13 protein-coding genes are annotated in these 16,932 nt (G+C 38.0%); 8 read left to right on the top strand and 5 right to left on the bottom strand.

Going from position 1 to position 16,932, the window contains the following annotated elements; translation table 11 throughout:
• Positions 1-21: 21 nt before the first annotated feature.
• Positions 22-2,319 carry a TonB-dependent receptor gene (locus J8L70_RS07795; protein WP_211054978.1) on the bottom strand — a complete coding sequence of 766 codons (2,298 nt, stop codon included), beginning with the start codon at positions 2,317-2,319 and terminating at the stop codon, positions 22-24.
• A gap of 286 nt (positions 2,320-2,605) precedes the next feature.
• Here J8L70_RS07795 and J8L70_RS07790 point away from each other — a divergent pair, with 286 nt between their 5' ends.
• Both J8L70_RS07790 and J8L70_RS07785 read left to right on the top strand, forming a co-directional pair.
• A complete protein-coding gene (locus J8L70_RS07790; protein WP_211054977.1) occupies positions 2,606-3,523 on the top strand; it encodes a GGDEF domain-containing protein in 918 nt (305 codons plus the stop codon).
• Positions 3,507-4,505 (top strand): AraC family transcriptional regulator, encoded by a 999-nt coding sequence (locus J8L70_RS07785; RefSeq protein ID WP_211054976.1) that lies wholly within the window; start codon positions 3,507-3,509, stop codon positions 4,503-4,505. The genes J8L70_RS07790 and J8L70_RS07785 overlap by 17 nt, the downstream gene beginning before the upstream one ends.
• 10 nt (positions 4,506-4,515) lie before the next feature.
• Here the strand turns inward: J8L70_RS07785 and J8L70_RS07780 are convergent, their stop codons facing one another.
• Positions 4,516-5,712 carry an MFS transporter gene (locus tag J8L70_RS07780; RefSeq protein WP_211054975.1) on the bottom strand — a complete coding sequence of 399 codons (1,197 nt, stop codon included), beginning with the start codon at positions 5,710-5,712 and terminating at the stop codon, positions 4,516-4,518.
• Positions 5,713-6,128: 416 nt separating this feature from the next.
• Here J8L70_RS07780 and J8L70_RS07775 point away from each other — a divergent pair, with 416 nt between their 5' ends.
• Both J8L70_RS07775 and J8L70_RS07770 read left to right on the top strand, forming a co-directional pair.
• Positions 6,129-7,427 carry a PAS domain-containing methyl-accepting chemotaxis protein gene (locus J8L70_RS07775; RefSeq protein ID WP_211054974.1) on the top strand — a complete coding sequence of 433 codons (1,299 nt, stop codon included), beginning with the start codon at positions 6,129-6,131 and terminating at the stop codon, positions 7,425-7,427.
• 84 nt (positions 7,428-7,511) lie between these two features.
• On the top strand, positions 7,512-9,653 hold the full coding sequence (locus tag J8L70_RS07770; protein WP_211054973.1) for a TonB-dependent receptor: 2,142 nt from the start codon (positions 7,512-7,514) through the stop codon (positions 9,651-9,653).
• A gap of 151 nt (positions 9,654-9,804) precedes the next feature.
• On the opposite strand, the gene J8L70_RS07765 is transcribed toward J8L70_RS07770, so the two are convergent.
• Complete coding sequence (locus tag J8L70_RS07765) at positions 9,805-9,990, bottom strand: DUF2986 domain-containing protein (protein WP_211054972.1); 186 nt, start codon at positions 9,988-9,990, stop codon at positions 9,805-9,807.
• Between the two features lie 153 nt (positions 9,991-10,143).
• Between J8L70_RS07765 and J8L70_RS07760 the strand changes: the two genes are divergently transcribed.
• On the top strand, positions 10,144-11,634 hold the full coding sequence (locus J8L70_RS07760) for a dipeptidase (RefSeq protein ID WP_211054971.1): 1,491 nt from the start codon (positions 10,144-10,146) through the stop codon (positions 11,632-11,634).
• 59 nt (positions 11,635-11,693) lie between these two features.
• Here J8L70_RS07760 and J8L70_RS07755 read toward each other — a convergent pair whose 3' ends face one another.
• Positions 11,694-12,671, bottom strand: a complete 978-nt coding sequence (locus J8L70_RS07755) for a hypothetical protein (protein ID WP_211054970.1) — start codon at positions 12,669-12,671, stop codon at positions 11,694-11,696.
• A 167-nt stretch (positions 12,672-12,838) separates the two neighbouring features.
• Entirely contained in the window at positions 12,839-13,054 is a 216-nt protein-coding gene (locus J8L70_RS07750) for a hypothetical protein (RefSeq protein WP_211054969.1), read from the bottom strand.
• A 164-nt stretch (positions 13,055-13,218) separates the two neighbouring features.
• On the opposite strand from J8L70_RS07750, the gene J8L70_RS07745 reads away from it, so the two are divergent.
• The 3 genes from J8L70_RS07745 (at position 13,219) to J8L70_RS07735 (ending at position 16,742) form a co-directional block, all read left to right on the top strand.
• The gene (locus J8L70_RS07745) at positions 13,219-13,926 is read left to right on the top strand and encodes a DUF1499 domain-containing protein (RefSeq protein WP_211054968.1); all 708 of its coding nucleotides are present in this window, start codon (positions 13,219-13,221) and stop codon (positions 13,924-13,926) included.
• A 49-nt stretch (positions 13,927-13,975) separates the two neighbouring features.
• Positions 13,976-14,578 carry a flavin reductase family protein gene (locus tag J8L70_RS07740; protein WP_211054967.1) on the top strand — a complete coding sequence of 201 codons (603 nt, stop codon included), beginning with the start codon at positions 13,976-13,978 and terminating at the stop codon, positions 14,576-14,578.
• 241 nt (positions 14,579-14,819) lie between these two features.
• On the top strand, positions 14,820-16,742 hold the full coding sequence (locus J8L70_RS07735; RefSeq protein ID WP_348772139.1) for a S9 family peptidase: 1,923 nt from the start codon (positions 14,820-14,822) through the stop codon (positions 16,740-16,742).
• The last annotated feature ends 190 nt before the right edge of the window (positions 16,743-16,932 follow it).

Genomic DNA, 16,932 nt, shown 5'->3' with positions numbered 1-16,932 from the left:
AACGACCACGTTTAATTGGGACTAAAATGCATAACGAAACATAACTTGTAGCACCGGACCTGCTTCTTCTGATTCAAGTTCATACTCGTCATAATCGCGACTAAATTGATCGTCTATCGTATCGAATTTATTAAACATTTCATCTTTGCTGGCGTCGAGTAAGTTTGACCCAACCACTCGCAACGTAATATCGTCCCAACGTTTTTCTATAAATAACTCTAAATCTGCCCCGTAGGAAGTGGTTATCTCTTCGCCGACTATACGAGCATAAGCGTCACCTTGCTTTCTATAAGTTGCACCAAAAGAAGCGCGAAGCTTAGGAAGGTCTTGGATAAAACCTAGGTTATAGACATAATCAGATTGGTCGTTAAATTTACGCGAGCCAAAAAAATCGGTCACTTCACTATCAAGCCATGAATAATTTAAAAATACCCCGGTGTTGGGCATATTGACTGCGCTTAATGGGGTTGATAAATCTAATTCAAGGCCTTTTACGTTACCGTCGCCGGTATTACGCGGTTGAAGTACAAAGGTTCCTTCGCCATCTGAGCCTTGGACTTGGGTATTTGCGATTTCTATTAGATCGGTGACTTTTCGGTAAAATGCATTTATACCTATTACACCACTTTTTCCTATGCGGTACTCATAGCCTAAGTCGGCGCCCCACGCTGATTCGGGCTTTAAATCGGGGTTACCTAATAGATCATTATCACCAAGCTCTCCCTCTAGCAGGGCTGGGGTAATATAATCAAACTCAGGGCGGCGTAAGCTTCTTGCAACTGATGCACTGATACGGCCATTTTCACTGACGTTATAACGAAAATGAGCAGAAGGTAACATGTAGCTGTAATCGTTTTGTGCAATGTCGTTATCAATTTTATTATTAATGGTTGAATCGGTGGTTTCGTAGCGTACTCCGACTTCCCATCCGAGTAGATCATCTTGGTGCTTAATTAACGCAAATATATCAAAGCGATCTTCTTCAATCGCGTTTACACCGCCGGTGGCAGCTTCATATTGTGTATTAAAGGTTGCTAATACGATAGGCGATTGTGCGTATTGATCCCAACTTGTTAGGTCTAACTCGCGTTCATCTTCAGCGACAAAAATAGCACTGTCGCGCTCTTTATTTTGTAAAAAAGCACCAAATTGCATTTCTTTTGTGTCGTTTAGCTGCAGGCTATGTTGCCATTGAAGTGTCCACTCACTATCGTCAATATCGCTTTTTTCTTGCTGTTCTTCAAATACGATTGGGAGCTCAGAGGTGTCTAGTTCGACTTCTTGTTCGTAAACAGACTCTTCAAATTCGGCAATACCAAATTTCAGTTTACTTATGCCGCCAAATAACGGTATTTCGTAACCGGCATTTATATTGTAATTAGTTTGGTCAATATACTTAATATTGGCATTATCGGTTTCTAAATTACCACCACTGACAATCGAGCCATTGGTAGACGTTGCTTCGTTGTATTCAAATGAGCGTTCATCTTCGGTACGTTCTGTATCAACCCACATAGCGCTAATATCAAATTTACTGCCATTGTTAAAAGCAATTTCATAACTGGCATTAAATGAGGTGTCATCACCGTCACGAGTATCTGCTTGATCTTCTCTATTATCAAATTCTTCTGTTTCATAGCTTGCATTGTTTTCAGGGCTGTCGCCAAATCGTAAGCTTGTTTTTTGTTTTGGGTTATAACGCCCCTGTACGTTAGCGCCAAGTAATAAGCGCCCACCAGCAAACTCAGTACCATATACTCCACCAATGCTTTCTTTTAGTTCGCCATCGTCATAACGCAAACCACCTACACGAATATAGCCACCCTCTAAGCTATAACCATCGCGTAATACGATATTTAATGTACCAGCAATGGCATCGGCTGAACGATTAGCGCTAGATGAGCGAATAATTTCAACGCGTTCAATTAATTCAGCAGGAATACGGTCGACAAAAAACGAACGATCAGCGCCGGCGCCTGGCACTTCTTCACCATTAATTAATACCTTAGTATACGCAGGGCTGAGACCTCGCATACGGGCACCATCAGATTCTAAAACATCAGATAAAAAGGTAACGCTGGGGACTCGTTTGAGTGCATCTCCAGCGGTTAAAGGTTCAAAACGTTGAAAGTAATCTTGTGAGTATTCAAGCGTAGGTGCTAGTTCTTGCGAACGATTACGATAGCCAATTTCGCCGTATACGACTAATTCTTCAGATACTTTAACAGGTTCTGAAGGCGTATTTTGTTCTGCGCCATAGCTTGTTGTACTGGCTAATGTCAGTGCTGCAACCAGCGTATTTATTTTAAAGTGTTTCATGTTTTGCTCCGGTTTGTTCCTTGGTATGGCGAGCAAGCTACCGATAATAAATGACGCAAATATGACAGGTTAATCACTAACACCATGAAAACCCCATGTTTTATACAAAAAAAAAGCTAAATGAGCTGTTAACACTCCCCACCCACTCAGTGTTTATGCTGCATTGCACGGTATGCTCAGCGAGTAAGTCATTAACTTGTCATATCATTGAGCTAATATGACCCTGCTAAAACGTTGATAAGCGTATTAGCATTCGTTTATCAAAATTAATTTAAAAAGAGCTGTTATGCGGTTTAACCCTTTTTATAGTCATCGATTTTTAGTTAACACTGTGATTGCGTTATTGTTATTGGCATTTTTTTTAAGCGCGTTTTTTGGCGAGCTAAAAGCAAAAGAACATATTCAATGGTTAGATGTGTTAGGTGAGGGAGGAATTGTGTTAATGACGCTTAGCTGGATAACGGCATTACTTGTTTCGCGACCAGCAGGTAAAGTAACCCGTTATTTAGTGTGTGGCTTAGCTATATTTATGTTCTCAGCCACGTTAGATTTACTTGATGAGTGGCTCATACAACCATCGCAGTTATGGCTTAGTTGGATTGAATCGCTTCCCGCACCGATTGGTATGTTACTCACGAGCTTAGGTTTATATTATTGGCACCAAGAGCAATATGTATTAAATAAGCAGTTACGCAGGCGCGAAGCACATTTAAGGCAGCACGATAAAGTATGCCCAATTACGGGGCTCTATAAAGCTGACTACTTACAAAAGGTGTTAACTGATCAACTAAAAGTTGGAAAACCAGTCATTGTTGGTGCAATTGATGTGCGTGATTTTTCACTTTTTAATCGTGAATTTGGTTTTTATGAAGGAGATAGGTTACTTCGTGAAATCAGTGAACTAATTTTAATGAATTGCCGAGTGGGCGATGTGGTATGTCGCTATGCCGGGGATTGTTTTATGATCTTAATGCCAGCCACTTCAACAGCCCAAGGGCAAGAGCTTTTACGACAAATAAAATCGGCATTAGCGCATTGTGCTTTTAAAGTAGAAGGGATTAAAAAGGCCCGATTTCAACATGTGACGACTGAGTTTGTGGTTGGAACACCACAGCAATATGCCCATGATATAACACATCAATTACAGTTAAAGCTCCAACAACAAAAGCAACAAAGAGCGCAGCAACGTGAACAACTATGTTAGCGTAGATACTAAATATATGAGCAGTGAAGGGATGATCACTGCTATTGTTGAATTAGCACAGTCACGAGGTATTGCGCTGCATAAACTATTGCGCGGTACGGGAATATTTGAGCAAGATTTATTGTGTTTTAATTCTACATTTAGTGTTTCGCAGCAGCTGCGCTTAATAAAGCAATTTAAAGTCTTAATGGAAGATAGCGACAGTGGCTTTTTATTGGGCAGTCAGTTAATAAACGATACGTCTAAAGCAGCGCAAACCTTGCTTTATAGCGCACATTTAGGCCAAGCATTAAATCAGTTAAATGCATTTAAAATGCAGTTGTCTCCTTTGCTGTTTAATAAAACCCATTTAAAAAATGCGCAGTATTATATTTATTTGCATTGTGGCTTTGCTGTTGAAGAAGAGCTTTATAACTACATATTAGAGGTTTATGCTGCTGCATTTTATAGTCTACTTAAGCGCCTTACCGGGGAATACCCGCAATGTGAATTTGATTTTAACTTTAAAAAACCCAAGCATATTCACCAATACGAGCAGCATCTAGGGCTTAAATTACGTTTTGAACAACCCTGTACGCGTTGGACTATAGCGCAATCGGTATTAAAAAAAGTAAATCCCAATGCAAGTCGGCTGCGCTTTATGCAGGTGCACTCGCAATTGCAAAGTACAGCATATACACGCTATTCATTTATTGAAGCTGTATGGTGTTTTTTATCGCGCCAAAAAGAGGCGGGCCTTGAGCAAACAGCGACGGCATTTGCGATGAGTTCAGCAACGTTTAAACGTAAATTAAAACACCATAATATAACTTTTTCATCGCTGGTGGATGAGCAAAAAAAATATCAGGCAATATATTTATTAACGCTAAAAGCGAAAGGGAATGAGCAAGTTGCTAAGCAATTAGCTTTTTACGACATTCCAAACTTTCGTCGTGCATTTAAGCGTTGGACTGGACTGACGCCCAGTCAAATTAAAACGTAAAAACGTGTGCTTAATTATTTGGCTTTAAACTTTGCTTGTTAAGTTGCAAGTAACTAACTCCCCACATAATAAACCCGCCTATAAATAATGCCGCCGCAACATAGCCCGTTTGATTGGGGGCGGCCCCATAGGCAATGGCCATTCCACCTAACCAGGGGCCAATGGCGTTAGCGGTATTAAATGCACATTGTACTAGCGCGCCAATCATGGCGTGCCCATTAGGTGATACATCCATTAATAAGGTTTGTATTAATGTGGCAATACCTACACTAAATCCGATACAAAAAATGACAAGGTAAAGTAACCAAATATTTACGCTGGCAGTAATATAGGCAAAAGCAAAAATAATACTGGCGAATAAAGCAATACCTGTGGTTTTAATCGCAGATTTATCGGCCGCTTTACCTAAAATATAATTCCCCACAGTACAGCCAATACCAAACATGATCATAGCGATAGAAATAGTATAAGCAGGCGTATGAGTAACAACTAAAATGGTATCGGCAATATAAGTATAAATGCAAAAAACGCCGCCAAAACCAATAATTACAATACCTAATATAGACCAAACAAGTTTGTTTTTTAGTACGCTAAGTTCGTTAAGTAAGTGTGTAGCTTGTTTGTTTTTAATATTTGGCACTAACGCATAAACTAATATAAACGCAATTAACGCTAATATAGCCGCGGCCACTAAGCAGTATCGCCAACTAAAATTTTGCCCTACTAAAGTCACCACAGGGACCCCAACAATGGTAGCGATTGTCAGCCCCATAAATACTTTAGACATATAACTTGCACGTTTTCCTTGTGGTGCAATATCGGCAGCTAATAAAATGGCAGCACCAAAATAAGCGCCATGAGGGAGACCACTTAAAAACCGGTAAAATACCAATTGAGCTAATGAATTTGCCGATCCACTTAAAGCATTTGAAATACACATTAATGCTAAAAAAATAAGCAATGCATTTCGTTTATTCATATTTGCAGTGCTTAACATAAGCAATGGAGCACCCACAACAACACCAATTGCGTAGGCACTAATTGCGTAACCACTTTGAGAAGGTGTTGAGTTAAATGTTTCGCTGATAAGCGGAAGCATAGGCATCATCGAAAATTCAGAGAGCCCTAAAATAAAAGTACCCAGAGCCAAAATAAATAATATGAGAGTTAAGTTAGGTTGTTGCGAAGTTGATTTACCTATAACCATAAACATTCCTTCGTCTTTATTGTTAAGCAATAAAGATCGAGATGATAAAACTAAAAAGGCATTTTAGATTATTTATTTAAATGAGTCATGTTCGATTTTACTCATAGGAAAAGAGTAAAATACAGGTAACTTTAATTGACAGCTGTTTCGATAATAATACATTATCTATTGTTTTCGTTTAATGGCGTCAGTAAAAAGTACTTTTTATGCTAGAATTAATAATACTAATCTGTATTTGTGGTATGGTTTTTTATTAATTTTTGTATAGGCGTTTAACGTAGAAAAAATTAAAAGTGCATTGGCCAGAGCCAAGGAAATGAATTTTAAATATGGATAGAGGTTTAGTTAATTAAATGTTTTTAATTTAAACATTAAAAACCATATTAAATATAAATAATAAGTCCTAAAGGCTAAATATGTTCGGTTCATCTAAATACAAAGAAAAAATTGCAGACTTAGAATCTCAATTGATACAAAAGAACTCAATGCTGAGCGCAATTTATAAACATGTAGCATATATCGAATTCACTCCAAACGGTTCGGTTATTGACGCAAATACATTATTTTTAGAAACAGTGGGTTATAAAAAGCATGAGGTGGTGGATCATCATCATAAAATGTTTTGCGATCCAGAATATGCTCAATCAAACGAATACCGCCAATTTTGGACAGACCTTAAAGCTGGTAAATCAATTGCAGGTTCGTTTTTACGTTTCAAAAACAACGGTGATAAAATTTGGCTTGAAGCCACTTATTTTCCTGTTGAAGTCGATGGCATTGTCGTAAAAGTTATAAAAATAGCAACCGATATTACACAACGCTATATTCAACGCAAATCGCAAGAGGCCGTTTATGTGGCTTTAAACAAAGCCTTGGCCGAAATTGAATTTACCCCAGAGGGTATAATTTTAAGTGCAAATGAAAACTTTTTAACGACCGTAGGTTATCGATTGGAGCAAATTGTTGGCCAACATCATAAAATGTTTTGTAAAGACGCGTTTTATAATGAAAATCCTCAGTTTTGGCAAGAGCTGAGTTTAGGCCAGTTTAAGTCTGGGCAATTCGAACGTGTTAGCGCCAATGGAAGTGAAATTTGGCTTGAAGCAACTTATAACCCAATTCTTGATAATCAAGGGCGAGTAACAAAAGTTATTAAATTTGCTTCTAATATCACAGAGCAAATACATCAAAGCCAAGCGGTTGCACAGGCTGCTAAATCCGCGCATGAATCTGCATTAACAACAGTTAAAACGGCAGAGTTAGGCGCTGAATTATTACAACATTCAGTTTCAAATTCAGATGCAATTGTGAACCAAGTGCTAAAATCAGTTGAACTCATTAAAGACTTAAATGAACAATCAGCAGTGATAGGCACGATTGTATCGACAATTAGTAGCATTGCAGATCAAACTAATTTACTTGCGTTGAATGCTGCCATTGAGGCTGCACGGGCAGGTGAATATGGTCGAGGTTTTGCGGTTGTTGCTGATGAAGTAAGGCAATTAGCTGCTAGTACCAGTAAATCAACTAACGAAATAGCCAGTGTTGTTAAAAATAACCATGAACTCACAAATGAGATTTCGCAGCAAATTACTTCTGTTTCTGATTCATCTGAAAAAGGACGTGAGTTGGTATCACAAGTGTCTGATGTTATTAACGAAATTGAACTTAATGCAGAACAAGTATCAAAAACAGTCTCTGATCTAAATAATTAAAAACTGCGACATTTTGTCGCGTTTGTCCGCTATTCGATTGTTGTAAAATTAGTGCATTGATCATCATGAAATAATTTTACAACAATGGACTACAAATACACTTCCCTTAATAACTACTTTCTTTCACCACTGGCATTATTAATGAGTGGTATTTTATCTCCTTACGCATTTGCCGAAGATAATTCGAACGCTTTAGAAGTGATTGAAGTTCATGGACATGCACAAAATAAGCATCTATCACTAGGTTCATCTGATGATTTATTAAAATCGCAAGGTGTTAACTTTTCAGCAGCGGGAGGTGTATCGAATCTGCCTATTCTCAATGGCATGATGGGAGAACGAATTAAAGTATTGGTTGATGGCGCTGATGTAACAGCTGCGTGCGCCAATCATATGAACCCACCACTTTCTTATATTTCGGCTAATCAGGTGTCGTCTTTTAATGTCATTGCAGGAATTTCGCCAGTCAGTGCAGGGGGGGATAATATTGCAGGGGTTATTCAGGTAAATTCTATTGCTCCACAGTACAGTAGCCATGATGATATTACTTTTGAAAATGGCTATATTTCTGCACAGTATAAAACTATTGATAATGGTCGAAAGTTAGGGGTCGGTGTACGTGCAGCCAGCAAAACGCTCAGTTTTAATTATCAGGGGTCTTTTAGCGATGCACACAGCTATGAAGATGGCCATGGTGACTTGGTATTAGATACTTTATATAGAGCGCAAAATCATAGTATTACCGCTGCACTACGCGATGAAAAACAACAGCTTGTAATGAAGCTCAGTCATCAAAAAATTCCTTATCAAGGATTTGCCAATCAGTACATGGATATGACTGATAATGTGAGTTATGGGGCTATAGTGCAATATAAACGCAAGTTTGCTGAGGATGAGTTTGAAGCGCAAGTTAACTGGCATAATGTTAAGCATAAAATGGGCTTTTTTAGTGTAGAAAAAACCGGCATGATGCCGATGAATACCGATGCTGACGATATAAGCTATCAATTAAAATGGAAAAACACGATAACGGATAATAGCCACTTATTATTGGGGCATGAGTTTTACCTGTATCAGTTAGAAGACTGGTGGCCTGGGATTGAAGGCTCAATGATGATGGGGCCAAATGACTACATTAATATCAATAATGGTAAACGCCAACGTTCTGCTGTATTTATGCAATATGAAAGCCAGTTAAATAGTGCATGGTGGTTTAATGGTGGAATGCGTATAGAGCAAGTTAAAACCCGTGTAGATGAAGTGCAAGGTTACAGTGACAGCAGTATGAGCATGGCGATGACGGACATGTCTGATATGATAAATACTGATAATTCAGTGGCCGCTGAAGTATTTAATGAGCTCGAACGTAATAAAACAGACACATTAATCGATGCCAGCTTATTATTTAATTATCAAATAACACCTAACGATGAGTTGCAGTTTGGTTTTGCACGTAAAAACAGAGCGCCTAGTTTATATGAGCGATATAGCTGGGGGGTCAGTACGATGTCGGCCACTATGATTGGTTGGTATGGCGATGGTAATGGCTATATTGGTAACCCTGAACTTGATGCTGAAACTGCGCATACTCTTAGTGCAACGTATTCTAAAAATAGTGAGCAAGATGATTGGCGCTTAAGTTTTAATGCTTGGTATAGCAATGTGAACGATTACATTGATGCTGAATTTGTTCGTAGTTTTGACTACTATGGCGCCGATAATACCACACGCAATATACTACAATTTACCAATGTAGATGCCACTTTGTATGGCTTTAAAGCTGATTATACCGCGTTAATATTCGACTCAAAAACATTAGGTAATATTACATTTAATGCAAATGTTAGCAGTACCCGAGGTAATAATAATGCTCGCTCTGAGCCTCTTTATCAAATTAGTCCATTGCAAAGCGAAGTCGCTATAAAACAAACATTAGGCCGGTTTGAAAATGCATTGTCTTGGCAATGGGTCGATAGTAAAACCCGAGTCGATAGTGTGCGTTTGGAAAATCAAACCGCGCATTATAATTTAGTTAATTTAAGTACAAAAGGAAGTTGGGATGCGATCACTTTACATTTGCAAGTGACAAATTTATTTAACGAATATTATGAGCAACCGCTAGGAGGTGTAAGTATTGCCAGTGTTAAGCAAGATAATAGCAATGGCTATACCCAACTTGCTGGACAAGGGCGTTCGTTTAATATGGGACTAAGTTACGCATTTTAAAGACATGGAGAAAGCGCGCTGATAATTTTAAATTCTAAATTGATGTGCGCTTTTACATGGTTCAGTTTTTTAATATATCGATACACATATTTTGTCGCAGATCAGAGCCGACTTACATCAGTCTGCCATATGCTTAATTTATTTTAGTAACTTAACGTGTTGTTTGCTCTGTGAGTTGCGCATTTTCGTTAGTCGCTTGCTCGTTGTCTTCTAACTCTGTAAGTTTAGCGCGTTCAGCTTTTGAAATATAAGCGGGTTTATTGCTTTTATGTAGCTTTGCGTTAGCACGCTTATCTTTTTTTTGAAATTTTGTAACAATCTTTTTTCTACGATTCATTTTAATGTGGCCTAATTAATAACCTAGCTATTATACAAGGTTAATTGCAGGCTCTACCACCTAATATTGCTACTTTAACAAAAAGCACTATTACAGATATTAAAGCAAGCGTATAATTTTTCTTTTAATTGTTTTTCATATTTGGAAATTATAGTGAATAAATTAGCCTTAATTTGCGCTGCAATTTTTACTTTTAATACACACGCACATATAAGTAAAGATACCGACAACCTTGCCCAGTATGCGCTAGAAAATTACCAGCAAGCACAGCTACACACTTTAGCAAACTTAGTGTCATTCCCGACAGTGAATAAAAAGGGGATCTCCACCCTTAAAAACCCCGATTTTATAGGCTTTAAAGCGTTATTAAAAATGAAAGCAGCAGAACTTGGCTTTGACTTTCAAGACCTTGGTTACACCGTTTTGATTGGAATGGGCGAGCAAAAGCAAAAAGTGACGATTGTGACACATGGAGATGTGCAACCTGCGGATGCAAGCAAATGGATTAACAGCCCATTTATTATCGACGACACCTCAGAGCCAGGCAAACTGATTGCCCGAGGCACAGAAGACGATAAAGGCGCGATAGCGACCGCTTTATATGCGATGAAAGCCATTAAAGATCAAGGGCACTCGTTGGATAACCGAATCGAGTTAATGATTTATTTAGCCGAAGAAAGCGACTGGGGCCCGCTTGAGGAATTTATGAAAACCTATGAGCAGCCCAAATACGCGGTGACTATTGATGCCTCGTATCCTGTGGTGGTGGCAGAAAAAGGTTGGAGCTTAATTGCACCAAGTTTCGATTTAACCTCAGCACAACACGGTTTGTATGTGAGTGATTTAAGTGGCGGAGCGTTTGTTAGTCAAATTCCAGAAGATGCCAGTGTCGTGTTACATAATGCCAGTGCCGAAGTTGTCAGCCAATTAAAAAGTAAAGCTAAACAATTAGCGCAAGTAAGCTATCACTTTAGTGAAACCGAACAAGGTGTAGCGATACGTGTTAAAGGCGTATCAGCCCATTCATCTGAACCTGAATCGGGGGTAAATGCGATTGCTTATTTAGCCGAGTTATTTAAGGGGGTTGCGCTTGAAAATAACAGTGATGGTGCAGTTATTAACTTTATAAACCAAATGATAGGCTTAGATATACACGGAAAACATTTTGGTGATATTGCTTATCAACACGACTTTATGGGCCCTATGACAGTCGCGCCTACTGTAATAGAGCGTACCGGTAATAAACTTAAGTTATCTATAAATGCGCGTAGGCCAATGGGCAAGGAAGAAGAAGTGTTAAAGCAGCAGATTGATCAGGCTTTAGCGCAGTTTGCGGCTACTAATAAAATTAGCTTTGCTGATCTTGAAATTATTATTGGTACTCCCATGTTGCTCGATAATGCCCCGCATGCACAAAAGCTGCTGGATATTTTTAAACACTACACAGGTGATAAAGACGCCGATTTTGTATCTATTGGCGGTGGTACCAATGCTAAGTTGTTTGAAAATGCCGTCTCGTTTGGCCCCTCAATGCCAGGAAAACGTTATACAGGGCACTCAGAGCATGAATTTATTACTGTTGAGCAACTAAAGCTGAACTTACGCATGTATAGTGCCATGATGCTAGAGCTCGGTAATATGTAATAGCTTAACCCGAGCCCTAAATCAGCCCATAATGCTTTAACTTAAGGGTTAAAGCATTTTTATAGTGAACTGAATTTACCCGTAAAGGCATTGTTGTCGCTATCACCTAAAAAAGTATAAGAAATAGATAGGAACACTCGGCCGCTATAGCGGCTATCTAACGTATTGATGGCATTTGAGCTTTCTACTGTATCTCCTATTTTTAAGCCATTTGGCAGGGTATTAATTTTTCCCAATTGTGCGCCTAAGGTTAAATGAAGTTCATCACCAATGCGCCACGATATCCCAGGGAAAAAGTTAAAATCATTCGATTGATCGGATAAACCTAGGCCAAAGGTAAGGCACTTGGGTCTAAGAATGAGCCAGCCTGCATCGCTCCAAGTTTCATTACACGTATGCACAAATGCAGCAAGGCCTAATGAAATATCATCTTCAGCGTCGGTATTGCGAAGGACTTTATTGCTGGATTCATCAATATAAAATTTATTTTGCGTTAAACCACTGATGATAAATCCACCCGACCCAGAAAGTGACCAACCCGATTCTTTATCTATCATTTCTATTTGCTGTACGACATCTTGGAAAATAATGTTTTTTCCAGTGCTGTCAGTTATTACTTTATTCACTGCATCATTTTTAGTGGTATGAGCAATAATATCCAATGTACTGAAGCGGCCATCGTTTTTTATTTTTATAAACGACTTTTGTATACATCCTTGATTATTATGTTCACAAAATTCAAAACTATTACGTGTTGGTGTTGCAACAAAGTACTCGGGGTCTAAGTTAATAGAGAATATTTGTGTAGCACCGTCTTTTCCTGTGCTAAAGCGGTTATTGCTCAGTACCGCAGCTTGGGTTAATCCAGTAAGCTTTATAGTTAAAGTATCTCCGGCTTTTAGATGGTTTGCTAGTGTGACATCTTCGAATGGGTGCGGGCTATTATCATTAAACTTAATTTCTTGTTCAGCGTGTATGGCGGCAAAGACTGAGGTTGAAAAAATGAGAATAATAAAAATGGTTAGTAGTGTTTTCATAATTGAGTCCTTTAATTACATTCTTACACTTGAGGTTTAAAGCATTTTTCATGCAACTAAAGTAAAGGACACTAATTCATAAATAGCAATAATCTTTTCATGTTATTTATTCGGTTAAATTGGTTATAAATATAGCGCTGCATATAAAAGACAAAAAATGAAGTTCACTACACTTCTTGGCCCATATGTTGCTCTGCCAAGTCGTCAAGCTCTGCGCAGGTATAATCAAATCCACTTTGATCATACTCATAAGTGACTTTGACACTATCACCACCATTAAATAAGCGGGTATTTACTTGTGCAACAGGCCAATCTTTAAGTTCGTGGACAAAACGATTAGCAATTTGTGAGGTGGCAAAGCGAAAGCGTATTTCTGTTTTCATGTTATTAAAAAAGGTGATGACTAATATCAATGCAGTGTGTGTTTTTTTTAAATTTAGTCAAGGCTTAGCGTCATTTTTTTAGCTATAACAGGGAAAAATATATAAATTACTTTAATGCTGCTAACATGGCTTTTTTGTTTTTACAGTTGTTGGAGAGAATATAAATGAAAGCATTGGTTAGTATTGTTAGTTTTATTGCGCTTTTGCTCGTTACTTTACCGGGTCCGCTTTATAAATATCAAATAATGGAATTAGGAACGGCGTTTACTGGGTTTCGTTATGCTGTTTTTGTTGGCGCTGCGGCTTTAATTTTACTGGCTGTGCAAGTGATCTTTATGCGCAGAAGTGTGTCGTTAATACCTGCCACTTTGGCTACCTTATTTGCTGTTATTGCTATTGCTATGCCACTTAGCATGATGAATAAAGCAAAGTCAGTACCTGCTATTCATGACATTTCAACAGATGTAATGAACCCTCCAGAATTTATTGCGATTGCACCTTTGCGTAAAGATGCGCCTAATCCTATTACTTATGAAGGTGCCGACATTGCTGCGCAACAATTAAGAGCATACCCAGAGTTAAAAAGTTTAAAACTATCTCAATCACAAGAAGAAATAATATCAGCAAGTAAAAAAGCGATAGCGGCACTTGGCTGGGAGTTGGTTAATGTAAACGTTAATACCGGACAGATTGAAGCAACCGACACTACGTTTTGGTACGGTTTTAAAGACGATATTGTTATTCGTATTGAAGATAAAGCAATGCAGCGCATTGTTGATATTAGAAGTAAGTCGCGTGTAGGTCGCAGTGATTTAGGTAAAAACGCACAGCGTATACATGCCTTTATTACCGAGCTAAACACCTCGTTATAATTATTTTATGCCTGCTATTGAGTCGGCGTAGTTAACATTAGGAGTAAACATGTTTATCGATTTAACGGATGACCCCAAATTAAATGCTTATTCTTATTTTGTAAATAGCGTTACTCCAAGGCCAATTGCATGGGTAAGTACTGTTTCTGAAAAGGGGATAACTAATATTGCGCCATACTCGTTTTTTACTGTGGCAAGTTGTCTTCCTGCTATTTTGAGTGTGACGCATATAAACCCCAGAGATAAACCAGCTAAAGATACGCTCATTAATTTAATGGCTACAAAAGAGTGTGTTGTTAATATTGTAAGCCAATCTTTTGTTGAAAAAATGAATGCCAGTAGCGCCAATTTCCCAACGTCGGTGAGTGAATTTAGTGCGCTTGATATAGAGCCTGTTGCGAGTACGTTAGTAAAAGCACCTGGAGCGTTAAGTGCGTTAGTTAGGTATGAATGTGAGCTAAAAGACGTGATCAGTTTTGGTGATGAACCAGGCAGTGGGAAAATGTTATTACTTAATGTAAAGGGTATTTTTGTCAACGATGAAATACTAAAAAATAATGTGATAGCCCCAAATCAGTTAGCGACTGTTGGTAAAATGGGAGGAGATTACTTTTCGACAACGAAAGACTTGTTTTCAATTAAAAGGCCTTAAGTGTTTGTTTGCATAACCAGGTAAACTAAGTTAGGTTATTGTTTTTTATGAAAACCTTAACTTTAAACTGCGGTTTAATTAAGCGTGACTATTTACCGATTAGCAATGCAATTACACAAAAAAAAATTAAATACTGGGGACATGGTTAGGGCGATATAACGAGACTAACAACAAGATTTACACCGTCAATCTAGTTTATTAAAAACTGAGATAGAGTGAAGTTTAATAAAAGGAGTTTTATGTGAAAAACATATTTATATTACTGCTAATGGTAGGTTGTTTTTCTGCTGTTTCTGCCCCTAATACAGGCCTACCTATTGAATCCTTCGCGGCCCTTAAACGTGTCAATAATGTAAAACTATCGCCAAATGGCGAAAATATTGCTTTTATTACCAACGTTAGTGGCGAGCTGTACTTAATGGTGAACGAGCTTGAAACAGGTAAAAGAGTCCCTGTTGTAAAATCAAATAACCATGAAGTGTTTTTAGATTGGTATAGTTGGGCTAATGATGATGTGTTACTTATTGGCGCGCGTTATATTCAGTATGAACGTGGTGGATTAAGGTACACTAAAACATCGATGCTTTCGTATAATATTAAAACAAAAGAACCGGTTAAAGCCGCATTCAAAGCTGTTGAGTTAAGAAATGAAAAGCAACCTCAATTTTCCGATCAAGTATTAAGCTTTTTCCCTGAACAAAAAAATAAAATAATAATGCAAGGCGACTTTAAAGTACCTAATACGCCCGGCGTTTATGAACTTGATTTAACCACTCTTCGCAAACGAAAAATACAAAAAGCACGAGAAGATGTAATTCGTTGGTATGTTGATAGGCAGGGCAAGGTTCGTATTGCTAAAAAAATGGATGGCACAACGTTTAGTTATGAACTTTACAATGAAGAAAAGGATGATTGGCTTCCATTGTTTGATTATGAGGTGTTTAGTAAACAAAGTGTCTCTATTTTAGGGTTTGATAAAAACCCTAATTTACTTTACATAACGGCACTGGAAGAGGGGCGTACTGCTTTATTTAAATACGATTTAACAACAAAACAAAGAGCTCTTGTTTACAGTAATCCCGACTATGATTTTAGTGGCGGTATATTTTATTCACAAAATACAGGTGAAGTTGCGGGTTTTACCGACCCTCATATTGAAGACGGTGTAATGTATTGGGATAACGATTTAGCTAAGTTACATCGTTCTCTTCGAAAAGCCCTACCTAAAGATGATTACGACATTGATATAGTGAGTACCAGTAATGATCAAAAGCAATATGTTTTATATGTCAGTAGTCACTCTTCTTCAGGTGCATATTTACTGGGTAATCGTACTAAAGGTGAGCTAACAAACTTCGCTAATGTGTATCCTGATATAGATGAAACAGTGTATGCAGGTAAAAAAAGTATAAGCTATACAGCGCGAGATGGGCTTAAAATTGAAGGGTATTTAACACTGCCAGTAGGGTATAAAAAAGGAGATAAATTACCAACAATTATATTTCCACATGGTGGGCCAATGGCGCGAGACTATGCAAACTTTGATTATTGGACAGCATTGCTCGCTTATCATGGATACGGCGTTTTACAGCCTAACTTTAGGGGCTCAAGTGGTTATGGCTATGACTTTTTAATGCAATCAATTAAAGGGTTTGGTTTAGCAATGCAAGATGATTTGCAAGATGCGGCTAATTGGTTAGTCGCTGAAGGCATTGCTGATAAAGATAAAATTTGTATTGGTGGCGCAAGTTACGGCGGTTATGCCGCTATGATGGCCATTGTTAAACACCCTGAAACCTTTAAGTGTGCAGCAAGCTTTGGTGGTGTTAGTGATTTAGAATACATTGTAAATAAAGCGCGCCATTTCACTAATAAAAAAATTGTGAGAAAGCAGTTTGGCACTGATTCCCAAGCATTAGAGGCCCGTTCTCCGGTTAATTTTGCACAGCAAATGAACCGTCCAATTTTACTTGTTCATGGTAGTGATGATAGTGTGGTGCCCGTTTATCATAGCCGAGAAATGGCCGATGAATTAGAAGATAAAAATAAAGATGTGATTTATATTGAGCTTGAAGATGGCGATCATTATTTATCATATCAGCCTCATCGGATTAAAACCCTACAAGCTTTTTTAGATTTTTTTGATAAACACTTAAAAGATTAATTTACTCCTTCATTTAAAAATGAACTTGAATAATTAATAGTTTCAAGTTCATTCTTTTGACCAAAATGATAATAAAACACTATTCATGTACGCACTAACCTGATGCTAATTAGGTAAAGCTTAATTTAGCAGCGTCAAACAGCAAAAATAAACTTAACTTTTGAGTACGATTACTTAGCTTAATACTCGT

It is taken from the genome of Pseudoalteromonas sp. MMG010, from assembly GCF_018100905.1.
Lineage (GTDB): Bacteria > Pseudomonadota > Gammaproteobacteria > Enterobacterales > Alteromonadaceae > Pseudoalteromonas.
This window is presented reverse-complemented; position numbering and strand designations above follow the sequence as displayed.